This is a genomic window from Pseudomonas sp. R25(2017), assembly GCF_002112565.1.
In the GTDB taxonomy this organism is placed as follows: domain Bacteria; phylum Pseudomonadota; class Gammaproteobacteria; order Pseudomonadales; family Pseudomonadaceae; genus Aquipseudomonas; species Aquipseudomonas ekonensis.
In genome coordinates this window covers 273,898-297,547 of sequence record NZ_NEHZ01000001.1, presented here as the reverse complement: position 1 = coordinate 297,547, position 23,650 = coordinate 273,898, and the positions used below count along the sequence as shown (strand labels likewise).

Genomic DNA, 23,650 nt, shown 5'->3' with positions numbered 1-23,650 from the left:
GCCGTGGCCTGACGGCATGGCGGCGCTCCCGTACTGGCGGCTGTCCAGTTTCTACCTGTTCTATTTCGCCTTGCTCGGCTCGACGGCGCCGTTCCTGGCGCTGTACTTCGATCATCTGGGGTTCAGCGCCGCACGCATCGGCGAGCTGGTGGCGATCCCGATGCTGATGCGCTGCGTGGCGCCGAACCTCTGGGGCTGGCTGGGCGACCACACCGGCAGGCGCCTGGCCATCGTGCGCTTCGGCGCGGTGTGCACGCTGCTGACGTTCTCGCTGATCTTCGTCAGCAAGAGCTACGCGTGGCTGGCGATGGTCATGGCGCTGCATGCGTTCTTCTGGCACGCGGTGCTGCCGCAGTTCGAGGTCATCACCCTGGCGCACCTGCAAGGCCAGACCTCCCGCTACAGCCAGATCCGCCTGTGGGGCTCCATCGGCTTCATCATCACCGTGGTCGCGCTGGGCCGGCTGTTCGAATGGCTGAGCCTGGACATCTATCCGGCGGCGCTGGTGCTGATCATGGCGGGCATCGTCCTCAGCAGCCTGTGGGTGCCGAACGCGCAGCCCGCCCAGGGCGACCGGCCGACGGGGGAGGGCTTTCTCAAGCAATTGCGCCGCCCCGGCGTGCTGGCGTTCTACGCGTGCGTGGCGCTGATGCAGATGAGCCACGGGCCGTACTACACGTTCCTGACCCTGCACCTGGAACGCCTGGGCTACAGCCGCGGCGTGATCGGCATGCTGTGGGCGCTGGGCGTGGTCGCCGAGGTGCTGATGTTCATGGCCATGAGCCGGATCCTGGCGCGCTTCTCCCTGCGTCGGGTGCTGATGGCCAGTTTCCTGCTGGCGGCGCTGCGCTGGCTGCTCTTGGGTTCGTTCGCCGAATTCCTCGGGGCGCTGCTGTTCGCCCAGGTGCTGCACGCGGCCACGTTCGGCAGCTTTCATGCCGCTGCCATCCAATTCGTGCAACGTAGCTTCGGCGCCCGCCAGCAAGGCCAGGGCCAGGCGCTGTACGCGGCGCTGGCCGGCACCGGCGGCGCGCTCGGCGCGCTGTACGCCGGGTACAGCTGGAACGCCCTCGGCGCGACATTGACCTTTAGTATCGCAAGCCTCGCAGCGTTCGCCGCTGCCGTTATCATTGCCACTCGCATGCAAGAGGACAGGCCATGAGCCTTACCCGTGAACAGCTCGCCCAGCAGATCATCGACGCCGGGCGCTTCCTTTATGGCCGCGGCTGGTCGCCGGCCACCAGCAGCAACTACTCGGTGCGCCTGTCGCCGAGCGAGGCGTTGCTGACCGTGTCCGGCAAGCACAAGGGGCAACTGGGCCAGGACGACGTGCTCGCCACCGACCTTTCCGGCAATAGCCTGGAGCCGGGCAAGAAACCGTCCGCCGAAACCTTGCTGCACACCCAGCTCTACACCTGGCGCCCCGAAGTCGGCGCGGTGCTGCACACCCATTCGGTCAACGCCACGGTGCTGTCGCGCCTGACGCCGGGCGACTTCATCGATTTCGAAGACTACGAACTGCAGAAGGCCTTCAGCGGCGTTTCGACCCACGAGTCCCGGGTGCGGGTGCCGATCTTCGATAACGACCAGGACATTGCACGCCTGGCCGCCAAGGTGCAGCCTTGGCTGGACGCCCACCCCGACTGCGTCGGGTATCTGATCCGCGGCCACGGCCTCTACACCTGGGGCGCGCAGATGAGCGACGCGCTGCGCCAGATCGAGGCCTTCGAATTCCTGTTTGAATGCGAGCTCAAGACCCGCAGCGTATTGAACCGTTAACGGCAGACGCCGACGTCGCCGACCGCCTGATGCAGCGCTGCGCCCACCGGTGTCCACAAGCCGGACGGCGTGGCCGAAACCGAGGAATTGCCCCATGAGCAGCCTGTCCGTCTACCACGTTTCCAGCCCTGAGATTCCGAACAAGGTGCTGACCCATTTCGAAGACATCGCCGCGACCCTGGCCGAGCAGGGCGTGCGCTTCGACCGCTGGCAGGCCGCCACGAAGATCGAGCCCGGCGCCAGCCAGGACGAAGTCATCGGCGCCTACCGCGAGCAGATCGACAAACTGATGACCGAACGCGGTTACATCACCGTCGATGTGGTCAGCCTCAACAGCGACCACCCGCAGAAGGCCGAACTGCGCGCCAAGTTCCTCGACGAGCACCGCCACGGCGAGGACGAAGTGCGTTTCTTCGTCGCCGGCCGAGGCTTGTTCACCCTGCACATCGACGACTACGTGTACGCGGTGCTGTGCGAAAAGAACGACCTGATCTCGGTGCCCGCCGGCACCAAACACTGGTTCGACATGGGCGAGCACCCGCATTTCGTCGCGATCCGCCTGTTCAACAACCCCGAAGGCTGGGTCGCCAACTTCACCGGCGAAGATATCGCCGCCCGCTTCCCGCGCCTGGAGGACTGAGCCGATGTCGATCAAGGTCATCCTCACCGACATCGAAGGCACCACCAGCGCGGTGAGCTTCGTGTTCGACGTGCTGTTCCCGTATGCGGCCGAACATTTGCCGGATTTCGTCCGGCGCAACGCCGCACGGGCGGACGTCGCCGAACAGCTCGACGCCGTGCGCCGTGACAGCGGCGAGCCGCAGGCCGATGTCGAGCGCGCCATCGCGATCCTGCTGGGCTGGATCGCCGAAGACCGCAAGGCCACGCCGCTCAAGGCGTTGCAGGGCATGGTCTGGGAGCAGGGCTATCAGGCCGGGCAACTGAAGGGCCATGTCTATCCGGATGCCGTCGAGGCGCTCAAGCGCTGGCATCAGGCGGGCCATCAACTGTTCGTTTATTCCTCCGGCTCGATCCAGGCGCAGAAACTGATCTTCGGCTGCTCGGAGGCGGGGGATCTGACGCCGCTGTTCGACGGCTACTTCGACACCACGTCGGGGCCCAAGCGTGAAGAACAGTCCTACCGCAACATTCAACAGGCCATTGGCGCCCGGCCGGAGCAGATCCTGTTCCTGTCGGACATCGTCCAGGAACTCGATGCCGCCCAGGCCGCCGGCCTCAAGACCTGCGGCCTGGCCCGCGACGGCGGCGAACTGGAAGGGCACGTGACCGTCGACAGCTTCACCGGCATCGAACCGGAAGCGTTCTGACCTTTAGTCCGCGCATAAGCAAACAGGCCGTGAAGCGAACCTTCACGGCCTGTTTGCTTTTGCGGTCGGGTTACAGCGAGTGATACGTCGGCAGGGCAAAGCGCTGCTGGCTCTGCAGCATGGAGATCTGCGGAAGTTCGCTGGCCTGTTCGGCCAGGTCGCGGCGGATCGCGCTGATCGCCCACGACAGTTGGTCGCCGTTGTGCAGTTGCTGATACGTGAGCGCCCGTTTGAACACTTTGCCTTCACCATCGCGCAGCGTCAGCAGGATGCCGCCGTCGGGGCGTGCCTGGGTGGTGACGTTGTACTGGGAGAACAGGGAGGAGAATTTTTCTTGGATCAGGCTCATGTCGTTCAGCTCCGTATGCACATGAATGGCAAGCATGCACAGAGGGTTGCAGCGATTGTGCCAGCATTTCTTTTTTGTAAAATTACTTATAAATCAACAACTTAAAAAATCTCTGTGATTCGGTTGTCGTGCAATCTGCATGAATGGCCATCGTGCATCCTGCATTTTGCGGGATCGCGACCGATGGGAAGGAACCTTTGCGCCGCCACCGTGATCGCGTCCCGGCCGGGGCGGACGACGGATACAAAACATTGCAAAAACCGCGTGTACAGCCCGAGAAGCGCTGACGTATTTTCGGTCTCGGCCCTCGCTGCCCAAGCGCCGGTCGCCGCACAGGATTGCCCGACAATAAAAAAGCCGGCCTGCACGCCAAGGCCGAACGGGAGCTGCCATGAGTCACGCGCCAAGCGACACGATCACCTGGAGCATGATGCTCCGCAAACTGCCGGCCATCGCCAAAGCCCTCCCGCGGGTGGTGAAGGGCATGAAGGCGGCCAACGTCAAGGATCCGACCCAGACGTGTGGCTTGGGCTGGACGTTCGAGCAAGCGGCCCTGCGCAACCCCGACGGCCCCGCGCTGCTGTGCGGCGACGTCGTGCTCAGTTATGCCCAGACCAACCGCTGGGCCAACCGCATCGCCCACTACCTGATCGGGCAGGGCATCGGCAAGGGCGACGTGGTGGCGGTGTTCATCGAGAACCGTCCGGAGCTGCTGGTGACCATTCTGGCGCTGGCCAAGGTGGGCGCAGTCAGCGCGCTGCTCAACACCTCCCAGACCCGCGACACGCTGATCCACAGCGTGAACCTGGTGGCGCCGGTGGCGATCGTCGTCGGCGCGGAACTGTTGCCGGCCTATGCGGCGGTGCGCGAACAGGTGTCGATCCCTGCGCCGCGCACCTGGTTCGTGGCCGACCAGGACACCTCCCGCCATCCGGGCATCGCGCCCGACGGCTACGTCAACCTCATCAGCGCCAGCGCCGATGCCTGCAGCGACAACCCGGCCAGCAGCCGCGACATCCATTTCGACGACCCGTGCTTCTATATCTACACCTCCGGCACCACCGGCCTGCCCAAGGCCGGGGTGTTCAAGCACGGCCGCTGGATGCGCAGCTCGGCCAGCTTCGGCATGATCGCCCTGAACATGGGCCCCGACGACGTCGTCTACTGCACCTTGCCGCTGTACCACGCCACCGGCCTGTGCGTGTGCTGGGGGTCGGCGGTCAACGGCGCCTCGGGCTTCGCCATCCGCCGCAAGTTCAGCGCCAGCCAGTTCTGGGGGGACGTGCGCCGCTACCGGGCGACCACCATCGGCTACGTCGGCGAGCTGTGCCGCTATCTGGTGGACCAGCCGGCCAGCGCCGACGACGGCCGCCACGAGGTGCGCAAGATGATCGGCAACGGCTTGCGCCCCGGTGCCTGGGCCGAGTTCAAGACTCGGTTCGCGGTGGAGCACATCTGCGAACTGTACGCGGCGAGCGACGGCAACATCGGCTTCAGCAACATCCTCAATTTCGACAACACCATCGGGTTCTCGCTGATGGCCTGGGAGCTGGTCGCCTACGATCACGACAGCGGCCAGCCGGTGCGCGGCGGCGACGGCTTCATGCGCAAGGTCGGCAAGGGCGAGCAGGGCCTGCTGCTGGCGCGGATCGACGACAAGGCGCCGCTGGACGGCTACACCGACCCGCAGAAGACCGCCAAGGTGGTGCTGCAGGATGTGTTCGCCCGCGGCGACCGCTTCTTCAACACCGGCGACCTGCTGCGCAACATCGGTTTCGGCCATGCGCAGTTCGTCGACCGGCTCGGCGACACCTACCGCTGGAAGGGCGAGAACGTCTCGACCACCGAGGTGGAGAACCTGCTGCTGCAGCACCCGAACATTTCCGAGGCGGTGGCCTACGGCGTGGAGATCCCCAACACCAACGGCCGTGCCGGCATGGCGGCGATCACCCCGGCCGAATCGCTGGCCACCCTGGATTTCGCCGAACTGCTGGCCTTCGCCCGCCAGCGCATGCCGGCCTATGCGGTGCCGCTGTTCTTGCGGGTGAAGGTGAAGATGGAAACCACCGGCACGTTCAAGTACCAGAAGACCCGCCTCAAGAGCGAGGGCTTCGACCCGGGCCTGACGGGGGACGATCCGGTGTACGCGTGGCTGCCCGGCAGCCAGACGTATGTGCAGGTCAGCGGGCAGGTATTGGCCGACATCGGCGCCGGGAAATACCGTTATTGAGTTTGGCTATTGGCTGGCTTGGAAAAAAGAGGGTGACAGCTATCGTTCGGCTCGGGAAACTGTCGCCATTCCGATCGACCGAAAGTGGAGTTTCCCATGTCCGACCAAAACCGCCAGATGACCCCGGAAGAGGCCGCCGCCTTCACCGAGCAGGTGTTCAACAAGGCCCGCGAGGGCGACGCGGTGATGCTCGACCGGCTGATCGGCGCGGGGCTGCCGGTGAACCTGCGCAACGGCAAGGGCGACACGCTGCTGATGCTGGCCAGCTATTACGGTCACCTGGATGCGGTGCAGGTGCTGCTCAAGCACAAGGCCGACCCGGAGCAACGCAACGGCAACGGTCAGAGCCCGATCGCCGGCGCGGCGTTCAAGGGTGACCTGGCGGTGGTCAAGGCCTTGGTCGACGGCGGCGCCGACATCGACGGCGCCTCGTTCGACGGCCGTACGGCGCTGATGATGGCGGCCATGTTCAACCGGGTGGAAATCGTCGAGTACCTGATCGGCAAGGGCGCCGACCCGAAAGCCAAGGACGCCAACGGCGTCACCGCCCTCGACGCGGCCCGCACCATGGGCGCGGCCGACACCACGGCGCTGCTGGAAAAGCTTCTGGGCTGAAACCGGCCTCAGGTCGGAACCGGGCCTGTGGCGCAGGCGAGAATGCGCTATCCTGCGCGCCCTCGAAAACCTTCGCCACAGGATCCGCCCCCCATGAAAGCCGCACTCGCCGAACTCATCAGCAAAATCAGCTCCGGCTGCATGGCCGAGGACGAAATCCTGAAGGTCGCCGATGAAGCGGCGCAGGCCTACGCCGATGCTGACGCCTTCCTGGCCGCCAACACCGACATCAACTACGACGACACCTTCCCGATCCCCCTGGGCGAGTGGGTGGTGGTCGGCAGCCTGCCGGACACCGTGCTGTTCCAGGCTGACACCTATGCGGACCTGTTCGCGCAGATCGTCGCGTCGTTCGGCCCCGGCGTGGAATTCAACCTCAAGCCCAAGCAACTGGCCAAGACCGAAGCCCTGACCGCGCTCAACCGCATCCAGATCCAGATGAGCAGCCTGAACAAGGAAAACGGCGGCTACACGCTGATGAACTTCAGCCAGCTGCTCGATGACGAGCTGCAAGTGGTGCTGGTGTACGGCAACGACGTGCCGCGGGTGCTGGAACTGTGCGCCGAAACCGGCATCGCCGCCGCGCCGGCGCTGGAGGCCCTGAAGGTCGCGGTGCACGTCTGAGGCAATAAAAAGGAACCCCGGCCGGCGCCGTCTATCCTAAGGGTGCATGCCACCACTTCGGAGCGACGCCATGGGTTCCACGTTCAACGGCCTGGTCGGGCTGATCATCCTTGCCCTGGACATCTGGGCGATCATCAATGTGCTGAAAAGCGGCGCCGAGACCGGGATGAAGATCCTCTGGGTGCTGCTGATCATCCTCCTGCCGGTGCTGGGCCTGATCATCTGGGCGATCGCGGGCCCCAGGGGCAATGTGCGGCTTTGACCCGAACCTGCGGGAGCGTTTGACTGATCCGGCCCTCAAGTGCCTGGGCGGACGCCATCGCCAGCAGGCTGGCTCCCACAATGGACTGCAGTGACCGCAGATTCGGCATTCGACCGCGATCCCGGTGGGAGCCAGCCTGCTGGCGATGGCGTCAGCCGGGGCGCCTCCCGGCCGGATCGATGCCGTCTCTCGCGCAAGGATCGCGCCCGGCCGATGAACCGGGGTTCGACCTGTCATCTTGCGCAACGTAGAATGCGCGCCTTTCCCGGGCAGTCGTCACTGCGACCGTCGCCCCAGCATTCACCGGAGCACGTCCCATGAGCACCACCAAGACCAGCGAGTACCTGGAAACCCTCTACGAAGGCTACGGCCAGCGTTTTCGCATGGAAAAAATGCTGCACGAAGTGCGCACCGAACATCAGCACCTGGTGATCTTCCAGAACCCGCGCATGGGCCGGGTGATGGCGCTGGACGGCGTGATCCAGACCACCGAGGCGGATGAGTTCATCTACCACGAGATGCTCACCCACGTGCCGATCCTCGCCCACGGCACCGCCAAGCGCGTGCTGATCATCGGCGGCGGCGACGGCGGCATGCTGCGCGAAGTGACCAAGCACGCCAGCGTCGAGCACATCACCATGGTCGAGATCGACGGCACCGTGGTTGACATGTGCAAGGAATTTTTGCCGAACCACTCCAAGGGCGCCTACGATGACCCGCGCCTGAACCTGGTGATCGACGACGGCATGCGTTTCGTCGCCACCACCACCGAGAAGTTCGACGTGATCATTTCCGACTCCACCGACCCGATCGGCCCGGGCGAGGTGCTGTTCTCGGAAAACTTCTACCAGGCCTGCCACCGTTGCCTGAACGAGGGCGGCATCCTCGTGACCCAGAACGGCACGCCGTTCATGCAGATCGACGAAGTGAAGACCACCGCCGGCCGCCTGCGCAGCCTGTTCCCGGACTGGCACTTCTATCAGGCGGCCGTGCCGACCTACATCGGCGGCTCGATGACCTTCGCCTGGGGTTCGACCGACCCGGCCTACCGCAAGCTGAGCCGCGAGACCCTGCAGCAGCGCTTCATCGGCAGCGGCATCGTCACCCGCTACTACAACCCGGAAATCCACATCGGCGCCTTCGCCCTGCCGCAATACGTGCTGCAGGCGGTGAACAAGCCGGCCAACGACTGAGCCTGTGCGCAAGCGGCGGGCCGCACCGCCGCTTGCGCATGCCAGACCGCCCTCCGAACCTGTAGGAGCCAGCCTGCTGGCGATGGCGCCCGCCAAGGCGCCGCCTACCGGCCCCCGCATGAAAGGTTTTTCATCTGCGTCGGCGACAATCCTCGGGAACGATCAAATCGGCTAAAAGTCGAGATAGGTGTAGGCCCATTTGCGGGCTTGACCGAGGAGGCTCCGATGTCAAAGTGGAAAGTCACTTTCGTGGATGATCATGGCGAAACCGTCGACGAAGTCTTCGAGTGCGAGGAGTGCCCGAGCCACGAGCACGCCGCCCGTCTCATCAAGGAACGATTCCTTCCCGTGGCCGCCGAGCTGGATCTGAACGATCTGGAGGGGCGCACCGCCGATGCCGGCGTCAAGAGCCTCAAGGCTCAGCACAGCATCGAAATCCGCAGCATCACCCTAGTCTGAATCTTTCTGACAGCTGACCGCCAGGCCTTGGCAGCGGGTCTGTCATGGGGCTAATCTGCAGGCGAGATCAGCGAACGGATCGCTAAGGTCTGGTCTTGTCAGCTCCATGCTTGTTTCCCGTGGGCAACCCGGTTGCCGCAACGCTTGAGTGCAGGGAATACGGAAAGTCTATCCATCTGTCAGAGGGGGACGTTTCATGAGCACAGCCTATCAAGAAGACATCAGCAGCAACGTGCTGCGCCGCATGAAAGAAGGCGGTTTCGATTTCTCCAGGATCCATCCCATCGAGTTCTACGCCATTTTCCCGAACGAGGAGCGGGCGCGCAGGGCGGCAGGTCATTTTCGCGGTGAATCCTTCAATGCCCAGGTCAGCGTGCGCGACGACGGCGCGTGGTACCTGGAACTGAGCAAGGTCATGCACGCGACCTACGGTGGCATCGGCGATTTCGAGCAGCGTTTCTCCGCCGTGGTGGAGCCGTTGGGCGGCGTCATCGAAGGCTGGGGTGTGAAACACGAGCTGCGCAACCGGCGGCGCCTGCACTGATCTTTCGCAACAGCGTCGGACAACGGCTGACCTTCGGGTCGGCCGTTGTCGTTTCCGGGGCCCGGAAACGCCGTGGCAAAACCCTGAAACAAGAATCCGAGGCAAAAAAAAGCCACCGTCGAAGGTGGCTCAAAGGGAAGACCGGAAGGAGAGGGAACCGGTCAGGGTTACGGCTGGGCGGGCTGCGGTCGCGGCCATCGATCGGTTGGGCTGCACACTTGGCGGGGGAACTCGTGCAGCGGATGCGCGGATTATCCGCAGCCGCTGCCGGGCAGTGAAATCAACTCTGACTATGCTGGTGATAGGCGACGGCGTTGCGTCGCCATGGAGCGGGGGCGATCGGGTAGGGGCGTTTGTCGCACAGCAATGGTGCGGTGTTCGCGGCGCGATTATCCAACCGATTGAAATCAAAGCGTTTCTGCCGATGGCACGGGCCTTGCGAAGGTTCGGATGTCCGGAGCGACAAGGAGTACGGCATGAACCGCACCAGTTTTGACGAGATGTACGATGCCGGCGGCCAGGTCCGCCCGCATTACCGGGAATTCGCCCGCTGGCTGGCCGAGACGCCCGACGAACTGCTGGCCCAGCGGCGACGCGAGGCCGATCTGCTGTTCCACCGTGCCGGCATCACCTTCACCCTCTACGGGGACGAGCAGGGCACCGAGCGCCTGATCCCCTTCGACACCATTCCGCGCAGCATCCCCGCCAGCGAATGGCGGACCGTCGAGCGCGGCTGCATCCAGCGGGTCAAGGCGCTGAACCTGTTCCTCGCCGACCTCTACCACGGCCAGCGCATCATCAAGGCCGGGATCATTCCCGCCGAGCAGGTGCTGGCCAACGAACAGTACCAGTTGGCGATGCAGGGGCTGGATCTGCACCGCGACATCTATTCGCACATCTCCGGCGTCGACCTGGTGCGCGACGGCGACGGCACCTACTACGTGCTGGAGGACAACCTGCGCACCCCCAGCGGCGTGAGCTACATGCTCGAAGACCGCAAGATGATGATGCGCCTGTTCCCCGAACTGTTCGCCGCCCAGCGCATCGCCCCCATCGACCATTACCCGAACCTGCTGCTCGACACGCTCAAGAGCTCCAGCCCCCTGGACGACCCGAGCGTAGTGGTACTGACGCCGGGGCGGTTCAACAGCGCGTTTTTCGAGCATGCGTTCCTCGCCCGGGAAATGGGCGTCGAGCTGGTGGAGGGCGCGGATCTTTTCGTGCGCGACGACAAGGTCTACATGCGCACCACCGACGGCCCGAAGGCCGTGGACGTGATCTACCGCCGTCTCGACGACGCCTTCCTCGACCCGCTGGCGTTCCGCCCGGACTCGATGCTGGGCGTGCCGGGGCTGCTGTCGTCGTACCGCTCCGGCAACGTGGTGCTCGCCAATGCGATCGGCACCGGCGTGGCCGACGACAAGTCGGTGTATCCGTACGTCACTGAAATGATCCGCTTCTACCTCGACGAGGAGCCGATCCTCAAGAACGTGCCGACGTGGCAATGCCGCAATCCGTCGGAACTGTCCCACGTGCTGGCCCATCTGCCGGATCTGGTGGTCAAGGAGACCCAGGGCTCCGGCGGCTACGGCATGCTGGTGGGGCCGGCGGCGACGGGCGCGGAGATCGACGCGTTCCGCGAGCGGATCAAGGCCAGGCCGCATGCATACATCGCGCAGCCGACGCTGTCGCTGTCGACTTGTCCGACCTTTGTCGAGAACGGCATCGCGCCGCGCCACATCGACCTGCGCCCGTTCGTGCTGTCCGGCCGGGAAACCCGGGTGGTGCCCGGTGGCCTGACCCGTGTCGCCCTGCGTGAAGGCTCCCTGGTGGTGAATTCCTCCCAGGGCGGCGGCACCAAGGACACCTGGGTGGTCGAGGATTGAAGGAAACCTGCCATGTTAAGTAGAACTGCCTCGGATCTGTACTGGATGTCGCGTTACCTGGAGCGTGCGGAAAACCTCGCGCGGATGCTCGACGTCAGCTATTCGCTGTCGCTGATGCCGCAGGACGGCCGCGGCGACGGCCTGCACGAACTGGCCATGCCGCTGATGATCACCGGCACCCTGGACGACTACCTGGAGCGCCACGGCGAGCTGCACGCCGAGCGGCTGCTGCACTTCTTCGCCCTCGATGCGGCCAACCCGGCCAGCATCTACAGCTGCCTCGGCGCGGCCCGGGCCAGCGCCCATGCGGTGCGCGGGCGGATCACCGCCGACATGTGGGAAAACATCAACGCCACGTGGCTTGAGATCCGCGGGATCGCCGACCAGGGCCTGAGCCGCTACGGCATGAGCCGGTTCTGCGAATGGATCAAGGAGCGCTCGCACCTGTTCCGCGGCGCCTCCTACGGCACCATCATGCGCAACGACGCGTTCCGCTTCATCCGCCTGGGCACGTTCATCGAACGGGCGGACAACACCCTGCGCCTGCTCGACGCCCGCTACGAGATGGCCGGCGACCAGGCCGAAGCGGTCAGCGACGGCACCGCGCACGCCTATTACCAGTGGAGCGCGCTGCTGCGGGCCCTGTCGTCGTTCGAGGCCTACACCGAGATCTACCGCGATGCGCCCGGCGCCCGGCATGTCGCCGAGCTTTTGCTGTTACGTGCCGACGTGCCGCGTTCGCTGCGGGCCTGCACCGAAGAGATCGACCAGATCCTCGCCCAGTTGCCGGGGGCCAACGGCCGGCCTGCGCAACGGCTGGCGGCGGAAATGGACGCGCGCCTGCGCTACACCGGCATCCACGAAATCCTCGAGGAGGGCCTGCACGCCTGGCTCACCGAATTCATCCCGCTGGTGCGCCAGTTGGGCAACGCCATTCACAGTTCCTACCTGGAGGCCGCATGAGACTTTCCGTCAGCCACGAGACCACCTATCACTACGACGATCAGGTGCGGGCGAGCATTCAGTACCTGCGCCTGACCCCGCACGACAGCGAGCGCCAGCAAGTGCTGAACTGGCAACTGAACCTGCCGCGCCCGGTGCGCGCGCAGCTCGACCCGTTCGGCAACATCCTGCATGTGCTGACCCTCGACGAACCCCACGAAGCGATCGTCATCGGCGCCCGGGGGGTAGTGGACATCGACGAACGGCGCGAGGCGGAACACGAGAGCCAGTCGGCGCTGCCGTTCCTGCGCTTCACCCGCCTGACCGAGGCCGACGAAGCGTTGCGCGCATTCGCCGGCCAAGCCTGCAAGCAGCGCCGCGACCGCACCGCGCTGATCGACCTGATGCACGGCCTGAACCAGCACATGGCCTACCTGCCGGGCTCGACCGAAGTCGACACCTGCGCCGCCGAGGCGTTCGCGGCACGGACCGGCGTCTGCCAGGACCACACCCACGCGTTTCTCGCCTGCGCGCGCAGCCTGGGGGTGCCGGCGCGTTATGTGTCGGGTTACCTGTACAGCGAGGACTGCGAGCACCTGGCCAGCCACGCCTGGGCCGAGGCCTGGCTGGATGACGCCTGGTACAGCTTCGACGTGACCAACCGGCTGGCCCGTCCGGAGCGTCACCTGAAGCTGGCGGTGGGCCTGGACTACCTCGACGCCTGCCCGGTGCGCGGCATGCGCCGGGGCGGCGGGTACGAGCAGATGCACGCCAAGGTGGTGGTGGCGCCGACGCCGGTGATCGCCGTCCAGCAACAGTGATGAGGCCCCCTGTAGGAGCGAGCCTGCTCGCGAAGGCGGATCGGCCACCTTTGCAGTGGCTGACGGATCGCTTCGCGAGCAGGCTCGCTCCTACAGGGATGGTGTGGTCTCAGGGCTTAACTTTGCGTCCGGCCATGTGCTTGAGGTAGCCCACCAGGTTCTGCAGCTCCGCGTCCGGCAGCACCTGGGCGGAGAAACCCGGCATCTTCGCCTGCGGCCATTGGCGCAGGCTCTGCGGGTCGCGAATGTAGCGCTTGAGGAAGTTCGCACCGAAGTACTCGGTCGGGTTGTACGGAATGTTCAGGTCCGGCCCGAACTGCGCATCCCCGGCACCGTTAAGGCGGTGGCAGGCCAGGCAGTTCTTCTGGAACAGCGCGAAGCCCTTGTTCACCGGGTCATCGGCCTTCAGCGCGGGATCCGGCAGCAGGGCGGGGAAGCGCTCGGCAACCGGCGCCATGCGCTTGATGCTGGCGACTTCGAACGGCCACTGCTCGGGGCTGATGTGGCCGGCCTCGGGGTCGGTCCAAACCAGATAGAACGGCCCGGCGCTGGGCTTGCCTTCCGACAGTGGCGGCCACGGCTGCGCCGGATCCTCGATGGCCAGCCAGGCCCGTGCGCCTTGGGTCTGGAGCAACGGCGCGGCGGCCAGTTCCGCGGCGAAGCCGTCCAGCGCCACGGCTTGCAGGTGATCGCCCGGCTGGATGCCCGTCAATAGCGCAGCCACCGGCACGGCGCGGTAGGTCATGTCGCGCTTGTAGGAAACATCGTTCTTGATCGTGAGGGTCTGCACCTGAGGATGCTTGAGCAGTTCCTCGGTCTGCCAGGTGCGGCCGTTCGCGCCCAGCTCCAGGTTCAGCTGTGCGGCGTAGAGGGGCGTGCTCAGCAGCAGGGCCCCGAACAGTGTGAGCGCTTTCAAATGATCGCCGTCCATGTCGTGGAAGTGCGCAAAGAGTGGCACAGCCACGCTGGCCCGGATAGCGGGCCAGTCACAGGATAAGTGGCGATGAGCGAAACCTGCCGCTTGAGTCAGCCGAGCACCTTGGTCAGGTTGGGCAGAATCAACAACAGCGTCGTGGCAAAGAGAATGAGCCCCGCTTGACGAACTTTCGGTTGTTTGAACATGGCTTGACCGCCTTTTTTGTTATTTCCTGAGGCTTGCCTGATCTCCATGACGGCAAGCGTTGCACTTCCTGTAACGAACGGGTGCCTCGGCAAAACCCGACGACAACGACGTACTTGTTCACATTAGGGCCCGCGTCACGCTTGGCTTAGATCCATTTCGTATGGAATTGCTGCCAGTCGCGATAAAAACGGCATGAGGCCCATTGCCAGCTTCTTTGCCGCCCTTTTGCTAGACAGCTCGGTGGCCTGAACCGGTTAACCTGGCCGGGGATGACCGTCCGTCTGAGCGTGCGCGTCAACGCCATTGAGCGCTGCGGTCATTGAATCCGGGGCGGCGGGAGCCAACAGTGAGCGCACGAAATTCACTCACCGCACAGGTTCGAGACGTCATGACCCAAGCTTTGATTTTCGACGCGTTACGCACGCCCCGCGGCAAGGGCAAGGCCGATGGATCGCTGCACAGCGTCAAGCCGGTGAACCTGGTGGCCGGGCTGCTCACCGCACTGCAGCAGCGCACGGCGCTGGACACCAGCCAGGTCGATGACGTGGTGCTCGGTTGCGTCACGCCCATCGGCGATCAAGGCTCGGACATCGCCAAGACCGCCGTGCAGGTGGCCGACTGGGACATCAGTGTGGCGGGCGTGCAGATCAACCGCTTCTGCGCCTCGGGCCTGGAGGCGGTGAACCTCGGGGCCATGAAGGTGCGCTCGGGGTTCGAAGAGTTGGTGGTGGTCGGCGGCGTCGAATCCATGTCGCGGGTGCCGATGGGCAGCGACGGCGGTGCCTGGGCACTGGATCCGCAGACCAACCTGCACAGCCATTTCACGCCGCAGGGCGTGGGCGCCGACCTGATCGCCACCCTTGAGGGGTTCAGCCGCCAGGACGTCGACGCCTACGCTTTGCATTCGCAGCAAAAGGCCGCGCGGGCGCGGGCCGACGGATCGTTCAGCAAATCCCTGGTGCCGGTGCAGGACCAGAACGGCATCGTCCTGCTGGATCACGATGAATTCATCCGCGCCGAGTCCACCCTCGAAGGCCTGGGCAAGCTCAAGCCGAGCTTCGAAATGATCGGCCAGATGGGCTTCGACGCGACGGCGCTGCGGGTCTACAGCCATGTCGAGCGGATCAACCATGTGCACACGCCGGGCAACAGCTCCGGCATCGTCGATGGCGCGGCGCTGATGCTGATCGGCTCCGAAGCCCGCGGCAAGGCGCTGGGCCTCACGCCCCGGGCGCGGATCGTCGCCACGGCGGTCACCAGCACCGACCCGACCATCATGCTCACCGGCCCCGCGCCGGCCACCCGCAAGGCGCTGGCCAAGGCCGGGCTGCGGGTCGAGGACATCGACCTGTTCGAAGTCAACGAAGCCTTCGCTTCCGTGGTGCTGAAGTTCATCAAGGACATGGCCGTCGACCCGGACAAGGTCAACGTCAACGGCGGCTCCATCGCCATGGGCCATCCGTTGGGCGCCACCGGCTGCGCGATCCTCGGCACCTTGCTCGATGAACTGGAAGCCCGGCGCCTGCGCTATGGCCTGGCGACGCTGTGCGTCGGCGGCGGCATGGGCATCGCCACCATCATCGAACGCCTCTGAGCCCGGACTTCAAGGAATCCACCCCCATGAACCAAGCCATCCGTTACGAACTGGGCCAGGACAACATCGTCACCCTGACCATCGACATGCCGGGCCAGAGCGCCAACACCATGAACGCGGTGTACCGCGAGGCCATGGCCGATTGCGTCGCCCGCCTGGCGGCGGAAAAGGACACGATCGCCGGCGTCATCGTCACCTCCGCCAAGAAGACCTTCTTCGCCGGCGGCGACCTCAACGAGCTGATCAAAGTCGGCAAGCCCGAAGCCCGGGCCTTCTACGACATGGTGCTGACCCTCAAGGGCCAGTTGCGCGCCCTGGAGACCCTCGGCAAACCGGTGGTCGCCGCCATCAACGGCGCGGCGCTGGGGGGCGGCTGGGAAATCTGCCTGGCCTGCCATCACCGGGTGGCGCTGGACGACGCGTCGGTGCAGCTCGGTCTGCCCGAAGTGACCTTGGGCCTGTTGCCGGGCGGCGGCGGGGTGGTGCGCATGGTGCGCATGCTCGGCCTGGAAAAGGCGCTGCCATATCTGCTTGAAGGCAAGAAAGTCCGCCCGCAGCAAGCCTTGCAGGCCGGCCTGGTCGACGAACTGGCGGCCGACCGCGACGAACTGCTGGCCAAGTCCCGGGCCTGGATCCTGGCCAACCCGAACGCGGTGCAGCGTTGGGACGTGAAGGGCTACCAGATCCCCGGCGGCACGCCGTCGAACCCGAAGGTCGCGCAGATGCTGGCCATCGCCCCGTCGATCCTGCGCGCGAAAACCCAAGGCACCTTGCCTGCCCCGGAGAAGATCCTCTGCGCGGCGGTGGAAGGCGCGCAGGTGGATTTCGACACGGCGCACCTGATCGAGACCCGCTACTTCACCGAACTGACCACCGGCCAGGTCGCGAAGAACCTGATCGGCACGTTCTGGTTCCAGCTCAACGAAATCAATGCCGGCGGCTCGCGGCCGCAGGGGCATGCGCCTTACGTGACACGCCGGGTGGGCGTGCTCGGGGCCGGGATGATGGGGGCGGGGATCGCCTACGTCAGCGCGGCGGCTGGCATCGAGGTGGTGCTCAAGGACGTGAACCTGGCCGCCGCCGAGAAGGGCAAGGCCCATTCGGCGGCGTTGCTGGACAAGAAAGTCGCCCGCGGCCACATGAGCGCCGAGCAGCGCGATACGGTGCTGGCGCGGATCCGTCCCACCGAAAGCGATGCCGACCTGGATGGCTGCGACCTGATCATCGAGGCGGTGTTCGAGGACCGCGAACTCAAGGCCAAGGTATCGGCGGCCGCGCAACAGGTGGTCGGCGCTGACGCGGTGATCGCGTCCAACACCTCGACCCTGCCGATCACCGGCCTGGCGACGGCGGTGCCGGATCCGGGCAAGTTCATCGGGCTGCATTTCTTCAGCCCTGTGGACAAGATGCCGCTGGTGGAGATCATCAAGGGCGCGCAAACCCGCGACGAGACCCTGGCCCGTGGTTTCGACTTCGTCCTGCAGATCAAGAAGACCCCGATTGTCGTCAACGACAGCCGTGGCTTCTTCACCTCGCGGGTGTTCGGCACGTTCACCAACGAAGGCATCGCCATGCTCGGCGAAGGCGTCAGCGCGCCGATGATCGAGACCGAAGCGCGCAAGGCCGGGATGCCGGTGGGGCCGCTGGCGATCTCCGACGAAGTTTCCCTCAGCCTGATGAGCCATATCCGTCTGCAAACGGCCAAAGACCTGCAAGCGGAAGGGAAACCGCTGATTGAGCACCCGGCGTTCGCCGTGATTGACTTGCTGCTCAACGAATTCAAGCGGCCGGGCAAGGCCGCGGGAGGCGGTTTCTATGACTATCCGGCCGGCGGCCAGAAACACCTCTGGCCCGAGCTCAAGACCCGTTTCGAAAGGCCAGACGGGCAGATTCCGCCGAAGGACGTACGTGATCGCCTGCTGTTCGTGCAGGCCCTGGAAACCGTCCGTTGCGTGGAGGAGGGCGTGTTGATGTCCACGGCCGACGCCAACGTCGGCTCGGTCTTCGGCATCGGTTTCGCGGCGTGGACGGGCGGTGCCTTGCAGTTCATCAACCAGTACGGCGTGCAGGACTTCGTCGCCCGCGCGCAATACCTGGCCGAACAGTACGGCGAGCGTTTCGCGCCACCGGCCCTGCTGCTCGAAAAGGCGGCGAAGGGGGAACTGTTCTGACGGTGTCCTGACGGGGATCGGGCGCATTTCGGGGCTTGCCTTGCCGGGTGGTTTCAAGGCAGGCTCTGGGGTGTGCATTATTCCCATCACGTGTCAGGAATTTTTTATGTCGCTACGCATCTGCATTCTGGAAACCGACATCCTGCGTCCGGAACTGGTCGATCAGTATCAGGGTTACGGGCAGATGTTCCAGCGCCTGTTCTCGCAGCAGCCGATCGCCGCCGAGTTCACCGTCTACAACGTGATGCAGGGCGATTATCCGAGCGATGACCTGACCTTCGATGCTTACCTGGTCACCGGCAGCAAAGCCGATTCGTTCGGCACCGACCCGTGGATCCAGACCCTCAAGCAATACCTGCTGACCCGCTACGAGCGCGGCGACAAGCTGCTGGGCGTGTGCTTCGGCCATCAGTTGCTGGCGCTGCTGCTGGGCGGCAAGAGCGAGCGCGCCACCCAAGGCTGGGGCGTCGGCATCCACAACTACAAGATGGCCGCCAAGGCCCCGTGGATGAACCCGGTGCGTGAAGAGCTGACGCTTTTGATCAGCCACCAGGACCAGGTCACCGCACTACCGGAGAACGCCACGGTGATCGCCTCCAGCGATTTCTGCCCGTTCGCGGCGTACCACATCAACGATCAGGTGCTGTGCTTCCAGGGCCATCCGGAATTCATTCACGACTATTCGCGTGCGCTGCTGGACCTGCGCCAGGAAGCCCTGGGCGAACAGGTCTACAGCAAAGGCGTGGCCAGCCTTGAGCATCAGCACCATGGCACCACGGTGGCGGAGTGGATGATGCGTTTCGTGGCACACAAACCGGCAACCGCCTGACCCGCGCCTGTAGCGAGGGAGTTTGCGTCCACCGGGCCGCGAAGCGGCCCCAGCCCTGGGTTCCCTACAGCCACCCCGACTTCTTGAAGCTCGCCCACAGCCCCACGCAGCCCACGGTGATGAACCCCAGCACGCCGAAATAGCCGTAGTGCCAACTCAGCTCAGGCATGTTCTGGAAGTTCATCCCGTAGATCCCGGCCACCGCCGTGGGGAACGCCAGGATCGCCGCCCACGCGGCGAACTTGCGCTGCACCACGCTCTGGCGTGACGCCTCCAGCAACACACCGATCTCGATGGTCTGGCTGGCGATGTCCGCCAGGGTCGTCAGATCCTCCATCTGCCGCGTCACGTGGATCTGCACATCCCGGAAGTAGGGGCGCATGTTCTTGTCGATGAACGGGAAGCTCAGCTTCTGCAGTTCCTCGCCGATCTCCACCATGGGCGCCGCATAACGCCGCAGGCGCAGGACGTCCCGGCGCAGGCCGTGAAGCTTCTGGATGTCATGTTCGTTCAAGGCGCTGCACAGCACGTTGCGCTCCAGCTCGTCGATTTCGGCATGGATCGCTTCGCCCACCGGCTGATAGTTCTCGATCACGAAATCCAGGATTGCATACAGTACGAAATCTTCCCCGTGCTCAAGCAGCAGCGGACGCGCCTCACAACGTTGGCGGACGTGGGCGTAGGACGCCGAGTGGCCGTTGCGGGCGGTGATGATGTAGCCCTTGCCGGCGAAGATATGGGTTTCGATAAATTGCAGGATGCCGTGCTGGCGCACCGGCGAGTAGGTGACGATGAACAGCGCGTCGCCGAAGGTTTCCAGCTTCGGTCGGCTGTGCTTTTCCAGGGCGTCTTCGATGGCCAGTTCGTGCAGGTTGAACTGGCGTTGCAGGTTGGCCAGCTCCTGGGCGTTCGGCTCTTCCAGGCCGATCCAAACGAAGTGCCCGGTTTTCGCGGCCCAGGCCGCGCCTTCGTCGAGGGTGATGTTGGTGACTTTCTTACCGGCACTGTAAACCGCAGCAGCGACAACTCGACCCATGGTGGTGATTCACTTCTTCTTGGCAGATGACAGGGGTTTCAGGCTTCAGCTTAGCCGTGTGGCTGCTTCAGAGTGCGTGCAATCTGCATCGTTCACCGGCAAAAGAAAACCCGCACGGGGCGGGTTTCATCTTCAGGCGGCCTGCAGCTGCCGATCCATGGCATCGATGCATTCGCGCATCTGCTCCTGGCACTGGGCCATGAGCCGAGGCATGTCGTCCATCGTCAGTCCTGCTGTAGGAATCGCCGGCAACGAACGGATGAGCACGTTGCCGCTGCGCCAGCGGTTCAGGCGCATATGGTTGATGTAGTTGCTGACGCACACCGGAACGATCGGCACGCCGGCGGCGATCGCCATCTGGAACGCGCCTTTCTTGAACGGCAGCAGTTCCTTGCCCAGGTTGCGGGTGCCTTCCGGAAACACCCAGATCGAGGTGTCCTCATGCTGCAGGGTATGGGTGGTGGTCAGCATCGACTTGCGCGCCTTGTGTGCGTTCCCACGGTCGATCAACACGTTGCCGGCCAGCCAGAACAGCTGGCCGAACAGCGGCACCCACTTCAGGCTCTTCTTGCCGATGCACACGGTGCGGTAAGGCACCACGTTGCCGAACACGAACAGGTCGTAGTTGGACTGATGGTTGGCGATGATCACGCAACTGGCAGGCTTGTTCATCAACCCGCTGACCTCGGCCTTGATTTTCAGCCGCAGGATGCACATGGCCGGCAGCGCATAGAGGCGGGCACACAGACGGCTGTTGTCCGGATTGAACGGACGGCACAGGCCGAGGATCACACCCAGCACACCGGCAAGAATAAAGTGCAGCCCCATCAACAACATACGTAACGCAAACAGCATTTTCACGCCCACCGGGACAAAAAGGTGGCGCAGTGTACGGATGTGCACTGTTTTCGGCAATTGCCGCTCAAGTGTCCGGAGATGGGCGATGTTTAAGCGCATGTTTCCGACTCGGTGGTCAGATGCGACCTAGAGCGTTGTCGGAGGATTCAAATGCCCGCGTAAGAAAAAGCCCGACACGACGGCCGGGCTCTCGGTTTGCTGCGCGATGGCAGGGGCAGGGGGTTATCCCAGATGCTCCTGATCCTGAATGATCGCGTTGTCCAGGGTTTCCAGCAGGGCCTTGCGCACCTTGAGCTTGGTGTTCTTGTGCGCGGTCATGTTGATCTTCTTCAACTGACGTGCAGCGGCGAGGGCGGCGCCCTGCAGTTCTTCGGCCGACACCACCTTATCCAGGAAGCCGGCGTCCACGGCGGATTGCGGATCGAACATCTCACCGTTGATCACCGAACGGTGGAAAGCCGAGCGGCGCAGGCGGTCACGGGCCAGCTCGATGCCGGCGTGGTGCATGGTCATGCCGATCTGCACTTCGTTCAGACCGATGCTGAACGGGCCGTCGACGCCGATGCGGTAGTCGGCGGACAACAGAATGAACGCCCCTTTGGCGACCGCATGGCCCGGGCAGGCCACGATCACCGGGAACGGGTGCGACAGCAGGCGACGGGCCAGGGTCGAACCGGCGGTCACCAGCGACACCGCCTCTTTAGGGCCGGCCGTCATTACCTTGAGGTCATAGCCGCCCGACAGGATGCCCGGCTGACCGGTGATGATCACCACGGCGCGATCGGTCACGGCCCGGTCCAGCGCTGCGTTGAACGCGGCGATCACGTCCGGGGAAATGGCATTGACCTTGCCGTTGCTCAGGGTCAGGGTCGCGATGCCGTCTTCGAGGTGATAGGCAACCAGGTCGCTCATGACGCTATTCCTTATAAGAAAGTTGAGGCAGACGTTACCCAGCGATGCAGGTCAGGTAAAGCACTGTGACTGACCCGCCGGTCACCGCATTCCGTTTGCCGATCCCTATGGAAGGCATTCCCGGTGCCGAAGATGGCCTGGCACCGACCGGAGAATGGCCGGTTTGCCATGGGCCGGAACCCGCAGAAAAGGGTAAATGCCTTAACCGCATGAAAATTCTGAAAAAAACCTTTGCCATCGGAAAAGCTTTCGACTACATTAGCGCGCCTCGACAGACGCAACGCGAATGACGAGATACGGTGAAGTGTCCGAGTGGCTTAAGGAGCACGCCTGGAAAGTGTGTATACAGGAAACTGTATCGAGAGTTCGAATCTCTCCTTCACCGCCAAATTCGATGTAGACAAAACCCCTGGTTTCGAAAGGAACCAGGGGTTTTTGCGTTTAGGCGCCTCAATATGCATCCCGGCGCATTTGTATCGAAACCGTGACGCAATGGGCACGCTCAATCGTCGAGATCGATTGATTAATTGAATTGGGTAGTTAAACTTGCCGACCGGTGGCTCTGCACGTGACAAGGATGTATCGGAGTCGAGTTGAGTAGTCACGCTGAGGTCCGATGCGTTGGAATCTTTATTTGCAGTTGTCGCTACAACGGGATACTTGCTTCTGGTGGATCTGCACACCAGAAAAGTCACTCCGATCGAGAACGAACGCCCTGAATACTATGGTGTGTCATGGTTTCCGGGCGGCAAGGATCTCGTGTTGTCCCACTCGGGGCTGGATAATCTCACGCTGACCGACATTCAGGGGTATGCGAACTCCGAAGTCGGCTATCTTTCCCACGGCGCCCACTCCACCCAGCCGTTCCTGTCACAACCCCACCAGATTCTTTGCGCTTCCGATGGCCGGGTCGTCTGCACCAATACCGGCAGGAACGCCATCTCGGTCATCGACCTGAACAAGCCCGGGCACTTCCAGGAGAAGCGACTGACCAGCGTCCGTTGGGATCGGTTGTCGCTCAAGGAAATCACTGGCGATCACCTCAATTCCGTCTTCGAAAAAGACGGACGTCTCTATGTGATTGCCCACGGGCACCATAACGGTTCGGTGCTGGCCGTTCTGACCTATCCCGAACTGGAAGTGGTCAGCCTTGATCCCGTGGAGCAGCGAACGGGGCTGCACAACATATGGGTGTCGGACGAAGGCCAGAAGATCGCCTGCCACAGTTCCATCGGCTCCTTGGTCGATCTGGATTCCAATGAGGTCATCTGGCAGGCGGGCAGCCCGATCTACGCCCGGGGGCTGGCGGTGTCTTCCGATGTGATGCTCGTGGGCGAAAGCCAGATGACCGGCCGCGAATCGCGCCGCAGTTCCATGAGCGGCCTATGGGTGCTGGAGCGCAGCACGCTCAAACCGCTGGACTACCTCTCCCTGGGGCCCTACGGCGCGGTCAACGAAGTCAGGTTGCTGAACGTCAAAGACTTCGCGCACCACGGTCACGTCTTTTCGTCGGTCTCCGAACTGCTCGAAAAAGACCTGTACACCCGCCATTCGCAAGAGCGCCTGGACAGTTTTCATCGTCACCGCAAGATTCAGGATGCCTGGAAGGATTGGGAACTTGTGTTCGGTGCTCCGAACGCTCTCGAATCGGGCGAAAGAGAGGCGAAGCCCGGTCAGTTGTGCTTGCTGAAACAACGTGAGGTCGCAGACGCTGCCGAACGTCGGATGTCCTTCAGTTATTCGATGGATCAGTCTTCTTCGGATGCGCATGTGGCGGTGGTCACCTATAAGGGCACCGGTGACGACACCGATATGAACGCTCTGCTGATTCAGCCTTCGAGCGCCACCGAAGCGCGTCTGGTGCTGTGGACCCAAGATGGAACGCAATGGGCGCCGGAGCCGGACATCGCGGTGCCGGGGCTTCCGCTCAGCGGAGACCTGAACGTGGTGGCCAATGCCCGTGGACTTGAGATTTACCTGAACACGAAACTGCTGCTCAGCATCGAGGCGGACAGACTGCCTTACCTGAGCGGTTCCCTGGGCGTGCGCTGGATCGGTTCGACCATCAGTCGTTCCGCTGAGTGAGGCTATCTTG

The 23,650-nt window shown here is 63.8% G+C and carries 25 protein-coding genes and 1 tRNA gene; 20 read left to right on the top strand and 6 right to left on the bottom strand.

Annotated elements, in window-relative coordinates; translation table 11 throughout:
- Positions 1 to 16: 16 nt before the first annotated feature.
- The 4 genes from CAG31_RS01200 (at position 17) to mtnC (ending at position 3,107) form a co-directional block, all read left to right on the top strand.
- Positions 17 to 1,162, top strand: coding sequence for an MFS transporter (locus CAG31_RS01200; protein WP_085577651.1), 1,146 nt, complete (start codon positions 17 to 19; stop codon positions 1,160 to 1,162).
- A complete protein-coding gene (locus CAG31_RS01195) occupies positions 1,159 to 1,779 on the top strand; it encodes a methylthioribulose 1-phosphate dehydratase (protein ID WP_085577650.1) in 621 nt (206 codons plus the stop codon). Before CAG31_RS01200 ends, CAG31_RS01195 begins: the two co-directional genes overlap by 4 nt.
- A 94-nt stretch (positions 1,780 to 1,873) precedes the next feature.
- A complete protein-coding gene (locus CAG31_RS01190) occupies positions 1,874 to 2,419 on the top strand; it encodes an acireductone dioxygenase (RefSeq protein WP_085577649.1) in 546 nt (181 codons plus the stop codon).
- Between the two features lie 4 nt (positions 2,420 to 2,423).
- A complete protein-coding gene (mtnC, locus tag CAG31_RS01185) occupies positions 2,424 to 3,107 on the top strand; it encodes an acireductone synthase (protein ID WP_085577648.1) in 684 nt (227 codons plus the stop codon).
- A 70-nt stretch (positions 3,108 to 3,177) separates the two neighbouring features.
- Here the strand turns inward: mtnC and CAG31_RS01180 are convergent, their stop codons facing one another.
- Positions 3,178 to 3,456 (bottom strand): DUF3509 domain-containing protein, encoded by a 279-nt coding sequence (locus tag CAG31_RS01180; RefSeq protein ID WP_085577884.1) that lies wholly within the window; start codon positions 3,454 to 3,456, stop codon positions 3,178 to 3,180.
- 391 nt (positions 3,457 to 3,847) lie between these two features.
- Here CAG31_RS01180 and CAG31_RS01175 point away from each other — a divergent pair, with 391 nt between their 5' ends.
- The 10 genes from CAG31_RS01175 to CAG31_RS01130 all read left to right on the top strand — a co-directional run bounded on the left by CAG31_RS01175 (position 3,848) and on the right by CAG31_RS01130 (position 13,032).
- Positions 3,848 to 5,686, top strand: coding sequence for a long-chain-acyl-CoA synthetase (locus tag CAG31_RS01175; RefSeq protein WP_085577647.1), 1,839 nt, complete (start codon positions 3,848 to 3,850; stop codon positions 5,684 to 5,686).
- Positions 5,687 to 5,782: 96 nt separating this feature from the next.
- The gene (locus CAG31_RS01170; protein WP_085577646.1) at positions 5,783 to 6,301 is read left to right on the top strand and encodes an ankyrin repeat domain-containing protein; all 519 of its coding nucleotides are present in this window, start codon (positions 5,783 to 5,785) and stop codon (positions 6,299 to 6,301) included.
- Between the two features lie 93 nt (positions 6,302 to 6,394).
- Complete coding sequence (locus tag CAG31_RS01165) at positions 6,395 to 6,925, top strand: hypothetical protein (RefSeq protein WP_085577645.1); 531 nt, start codon at positions 6,395 to 6,397, stop codon at positions 6,923 to 6,925.
- A 70-nt stretch (positions 6,926 to 6,995) separates the two neighbouring features.
- Positions 6,996 to 7,187, top strand: a complete 192-nt coding sequence (locus CAG31_RS01160; protein ID WP_011062611.1) for a PLDc N-terminal domain-containing protein — start codon at positions 6,996 to 6,998, stop codon at positions 7,185 to 7,187.
- Positions 7,188 to 7,504: 317 nt separating this feature from the next.
- Positions 7,505 to 8,380: a polyamine aminopropyltransferase gene (gene speE, locus CAG31_RS01155; RefSeq protein WP_085577644.1), complete on the top strand. Its 876-nt coding sequence runs from the start codon at positions 7,505 to 7,507 to the stop codon at positions 8,378 to 8,380.
- Positions 8,381 to 8,605: 225 nt separating this feature from the next.
- Positions 8,606 to 8,839, top strand: coding sequence for a hypothetical protein (locus CAG31_RS01150; protein ID WP_085577643.1), 234 nt, complete (start codon positions 8,606 to 8,608; stop codon positions 8,837 to 8,839).
- A 196-nt stretch (positions 8,840 to 9,035) separates the two neighbouring features.
- Positions 9,036 to 9,383, top strand: a complete 348-nt coding sequence (locus CAG31_RS01145) for a ribonuclease E inhibitor RraB (protein WP_085577642.1) — start codon at positions 9,036 to 9,038, stop codon at positions 9,381 to 9,383.
- Between the two features lie 476 nt (positions 9,384 to 9,859).
- Complete coding sequence (locus CAG31_RS01140; protein WP_085577641.1) at positions 9,860 to 11,269, top strand: circularly permuted type 2 ATP-grasp protein; 1,410 nt, start codon at positions 9,860 to 9,862, stop codon at positions 11,267 to 11,269.
- A gap of 12 nt (positions 11,270 to 11,281) precedes the next feature.
- Positions 11,282 to 12,232 (top strand): alpha-E domain-containing protein, encoded by a 951-nt coding sequence (locus CAG31_RS01135; RefSeq protein ID WP_085577640.1) that lies wholly within the window; start codon positions 11,282 to 11,284, stop codon positions 12,230 to 12,232.
- A complete protein-coding gene (locus tag CAG31_RS01130; protein ID WP_085577639.1) occupies positions 12,229 to 13,032 on the top strand; it encodes a transglutaminase family protein in 804 nt (267 codons plus the stop codon). The genes CAG31_RS01135 and CAG31_RS01130 overlap by 4 nt, the downstream gene beginning before the upstream one ends.
- 109 nt (positions 13,033 to 13,141) lie before the next feature.
- Here the strand turns inward: CAG31_RS01130 and CAG31_RS01125 are convergent, their stop codons facing one another.
- Both CAG31_RS01125 and CAG31_RS28370 read right to left on the bottom strand, forming a co-directional pair.
- The gene (locus CAG31_RS01125) at positions 13,142 to 13,963 is read right to left on the bottom strand and encodes a cytochrome c (RefSeq protein WP_085577638.1); all 822 of its coding nucleotides are present in this window, start codon (positions 13,961 to 13,963) and stop codon (positions 13,142 to 13,144) included.
- A gap of 95 nt (positions 13,964 to 14,058) precedes the next feature.
- Positions 14,059 to 14,202: a hypothetical protein gene (locus CAG31_RS28370; RefSeq protein WP_170929964.1), complete on the bottom strand. Its 144-nt coding sequence runs from the start codon at positions 14,200 to 14,202 to the stop codon at positions 14,059 to 14,061.
- Positions 14,203 to 14,543: 341 nt separating this feature from the next.
- On the opposite strand from CAG31_RS28370, the gene CAG31_RS01120 reads away from it, so the two are divergent.
- The 3 genes from CAG31_RS01120 to CAG31_RS01110 all read left to right on the top strand — a co-directional run bounded on the left by CAG31_RS01120 (position 14,544) and on the right by CAG31_RS01110 (position 18,749).
- Positions 14,544 to 15,749: an acetyl-CoA C-acetyltransferase gene (locus CAG31_RS01120; protein WP_085577637.1), complete on the top strand. Its 1,206-nt coding sequence runs from the start codon at positions 14,544 to 14,546 to the stop codon at positions 15,747 to 15,749.
- A 26-nt stretch (positions 15,750 to 15,775) separates the two neighbouring features.
- Positions 15,776 to 17,920: a 3-hydroxyacyl-CoA dehydrogenase NAD-binding domain-containing protein gene (locus CAG31_RS01115; protein ID WP_085577636.1), complete on the top strand. Its 2,145-nt coding sequence runs from the start codon at positions 15,776 to 15,778 to the stop codon at positions 17,918 to 17,920.
- Positions 17,921 to 18,026: 106 nt separating this feature from the next.
- Positions 18,027 to 18,749 carry an amidotransferase gene (locus tag CAG31_RS01110; RefSeq protein WP_085577635.1) on the top strand — a complete coding sequence of 241 codons (723 nt, stop codon included), beginning with the start codon at positions 18,027 to 18,029 and terminating at the stop codon, positions 18,747 to 18,749.
- Between the two features lie 64 nt (positions 18,750 to 18,813).
- Here CAG31_RS01110 and CAG31_RS01105 read toward each other — a convergent pair whose 3' ends face one another.
- The 3 genes from CAG31_RS01105 to CAG31_RS01095 all read right to left on the bottom strand — a co-directional run bounded on the left by CAG31_RS01105 (position 18,814) and on the right by CAG31_RS01095 (position 21,555).
- Positions 18,814 to 19,785 carry a magnesium and cobalt transport protein CorA gene (locus tag CAG31_RS01105; protein WP_085577634.1) on the bottom strand — a complete coding sequence of 324 codons (972 nt, stop codon included), beginning with the start codon at positions 19,783 to 19,785 and terminating at the stop codon, positions 18,814 to 18,816.
- 132 nt (positions 19,786 to 19,917) lie between these two features.
- Positions 19,918 to 20,640, bottom strand: coding sequence for a 1-acylglycerol-3-phosphate O-acyltransferase (locus CAG31_RS01100; RefSeq protein ID WP_085577633.1), 723 nt, complete (start codon positions 20,638 to 20,640; stop codon positions 19,918 to 19,920).
- A 225-nt stretch (positions 20,641 to 20,865) separates the two neighbouring features.
- Entirely contained in the window at positions 20,866 to 21,555 is a 690-nt protein-coding gene (locus CAG31_RS01095) for a crotonase/enoyl-CoA hydratase family protein (RefSeq protein WP_085577632.1), read from the bottom strand.
- Between the two features lie 65 nt (positions 21,556 to 21,620).
- Here CAG31_RS01095 and CAG31_RS28035 point away from each other — a divergent pair, with 65 nt between their 5' ends.
- From CAG31_RS28035 to CAG31_RS01085, 3 genes are all read left to right on the top strand, one after another.
- Positions 21,621 to 21,845: a hypothetical protein gene (locus CAG31_RS28035; protein ID WP_139831322.1), complete on the top strand. Its 225-nt coding sequence runs from the start codon at positions 21,621 to 21,623 to the stop codon at positions 21,843 to 21,845.
- Positions 21,846 to 21,853: 8 nt separating this feature from the next.
- A tRNA-Ser gene (locus CAG31_RS01090) sits at positions 21,854 to 21,943 on the top strand.
- Between the two features lie 281 nt (positions 21,944 to 22,224).
- Positions 22,225 to 23,640 (top strand): hypothetical protein, encoded by a 1,416-nt coding sequence (locus CAG31_RS01085; protein ID WP_139831321.1) that lies wholly within the window; start codon positions 22,225 to 22,227, stop codon positions 23,638 to 23,640.
- Positions 23,641 to 23,650 lie beyond the last annotated feature (10 nt).

Excerpts from the sequence above, each read along its gene's own strand:
- CAG31_RS01150 (WP_085577643.1), top strand. The coding sequence starts at position 8,606 with ATGTCAAAGTGGAAAGTCACTTTCGTGGATGATCATGGCGAAACCGTC.
- CAG31_RS01165 (WP_085577645.1), top strand. The coding sequence starts at position 6,395 with ATGAAAGCCGCACTCGCCGAACTCATCAGCAAAATCAGCTCCGGCTGC.
- CAG31_RS01120 (WP_085577637.1), top strand. The coding sequence starts at position 14,544 with ATGACCCAAGCTTTGATTTTCGACGCGTTACGCACGCCCCGCGGCAAG.
- CAG31_RS01200 (WP_085577651.1), top strand. The coding sequence starts at position 17 with ATGGCGGCGCTCCCGTACTGGCGGCTGTCCAGTTTCTACCTGTTCTAT.
- CAG31_RS01145 (WP_085577642.1), top strand. The coding sequence starts at position 9,036 with ATGAGCACAGCCTATCAAGAAGACATCAGCAGCAACGTGCTGCGCCGC.
- CAG31_RS01115 (WP_085577636.1), top strand. The coding sequence starts at position 15,776 with ATGAACCAAGCCATCCGTTACGAACTGGGCCAGGACAACATCGTCACC.
- mtnC (WP_085577648.1), top strand. The coding sequence starts at position 2,424 with ATGTCGATCAAGGTCATCCTCACCGACATCGAAGGCACCACCAGCGCG.
- CAG31_RS01130 (WP_085577639.1), top strand. The coding sequence starts at position 12,229 with ATGAGACTTTCCGTCAGCCACGAGACCACCTATCACTACGACGATCAG.
- CAG31_RS01110 (WP_085577635.1), top strand. The coding sequence starts at position 18,027 with ATGTCGCTACGCATCTGCATTCTGGAAACCGACATCCTGCGTCCGGAA.
- CAG31_RS01125 (WP_085577638.1), bottom strand. The coding sequence starts at position 13,963 with ATGGACGGCGATCATTTGAAAGCGCTCACACTGTTCGGGGCCCTGCTG.
- CAG31_RS01170 (WP_085577646.1), top strand. The coding sequence starts at position 5,783 with ATGTCCGACCAAAACCGCCAGATGACCCCGGAAGAGGCCGCCGCCTTC.
- CAG31_RS01180 (WP_085577884.1), bottom strand. The coding sequence starts at position 3,456 with ATGAGCCTGATCCAAGAAAAATTCTCCTCCCTGTTCTCCCAGTACAAC.
- CAG31_RS01140 (WP_085577641.1), top strand. The coding sequence starts at position 9,860 with ATGAACCGCACCAGTTTTGACGAGATGTACGATGCCGGCGGCCAGGTC.
- CAG31_RS01195 (WP_085577650.1), top strand. The coding sequence starts at position 1,159 with ATGAGCCTTACCCGTGAACAGCTCGCCCAGCAGATCATCGACGCCGGG.
- CAG31_RS28370 (WP_170929964.1), bottom strand. The coding sequence starts at position 14,202 with ATGGAGATCAGGCAAGCCTCAGGAAATAACAAAAAAGGCGGTCAAGCC.
- CAG31_RS01175 (WP_085577647.1), top strand. The coding sequence starts at position 3,848 with ATGAGTCACGCGCCAAGCGACACGATCACCTGGAGCATGATGCTCCGC.
- CAG31_RS01105 (WP_085577634.1), bottom strand. The coding sequence starts at position 19,785 with ATGGGTCGAGTTGTCGCTGCTGCGGTTTACAGTGCCGGTAAGAAAGTC.
- CAG31_RS01160 (WP_011062611.1), top strand. The coding sequence starts at position 6,996 with ATGGGTTCCACGTTCAACGGCCTGGTCGGGCTGATCATCCTTGCCCTG.
- CAG31_RS01100 (WP_085577633.1), bottom strand. The coding sequence starts at position 20,640 with ATGCTGTTTGCGTTACGTATGTTGTTGATGGGGCTGCACTTTATTCTT.
- CAG31_RS01190 (WP_085577649.1), top strand. The coding sequence starts at position 1,874 with ATGAGCAGCCTGTCCGTCTACCACGTTTCCAGCCCTGAGATTCCGAAC.
- CAG31_RS01095 (WP_085577632.1), bottom strand. The coding sequence starts at position 21,555 with ATGAGCGACCTGGTTGCCTATCACCTCGAAGACGGCATCGCGACCCTG.
- speE (WP_085577644.1), top strand. The coding sequence starts at position 7,505 with ATGAGCACCACCAAGACCAGCGAGTACCTGGAAACCCTCTACGAAGGC.
- CAG31_RS01135 (WP_085577640.1), top strand. The coding sequence starts at position 11,282 with ATGTTAAGTAGAACTGCCTCGGATCTGTACTGGATGTCGCGTTACCTG.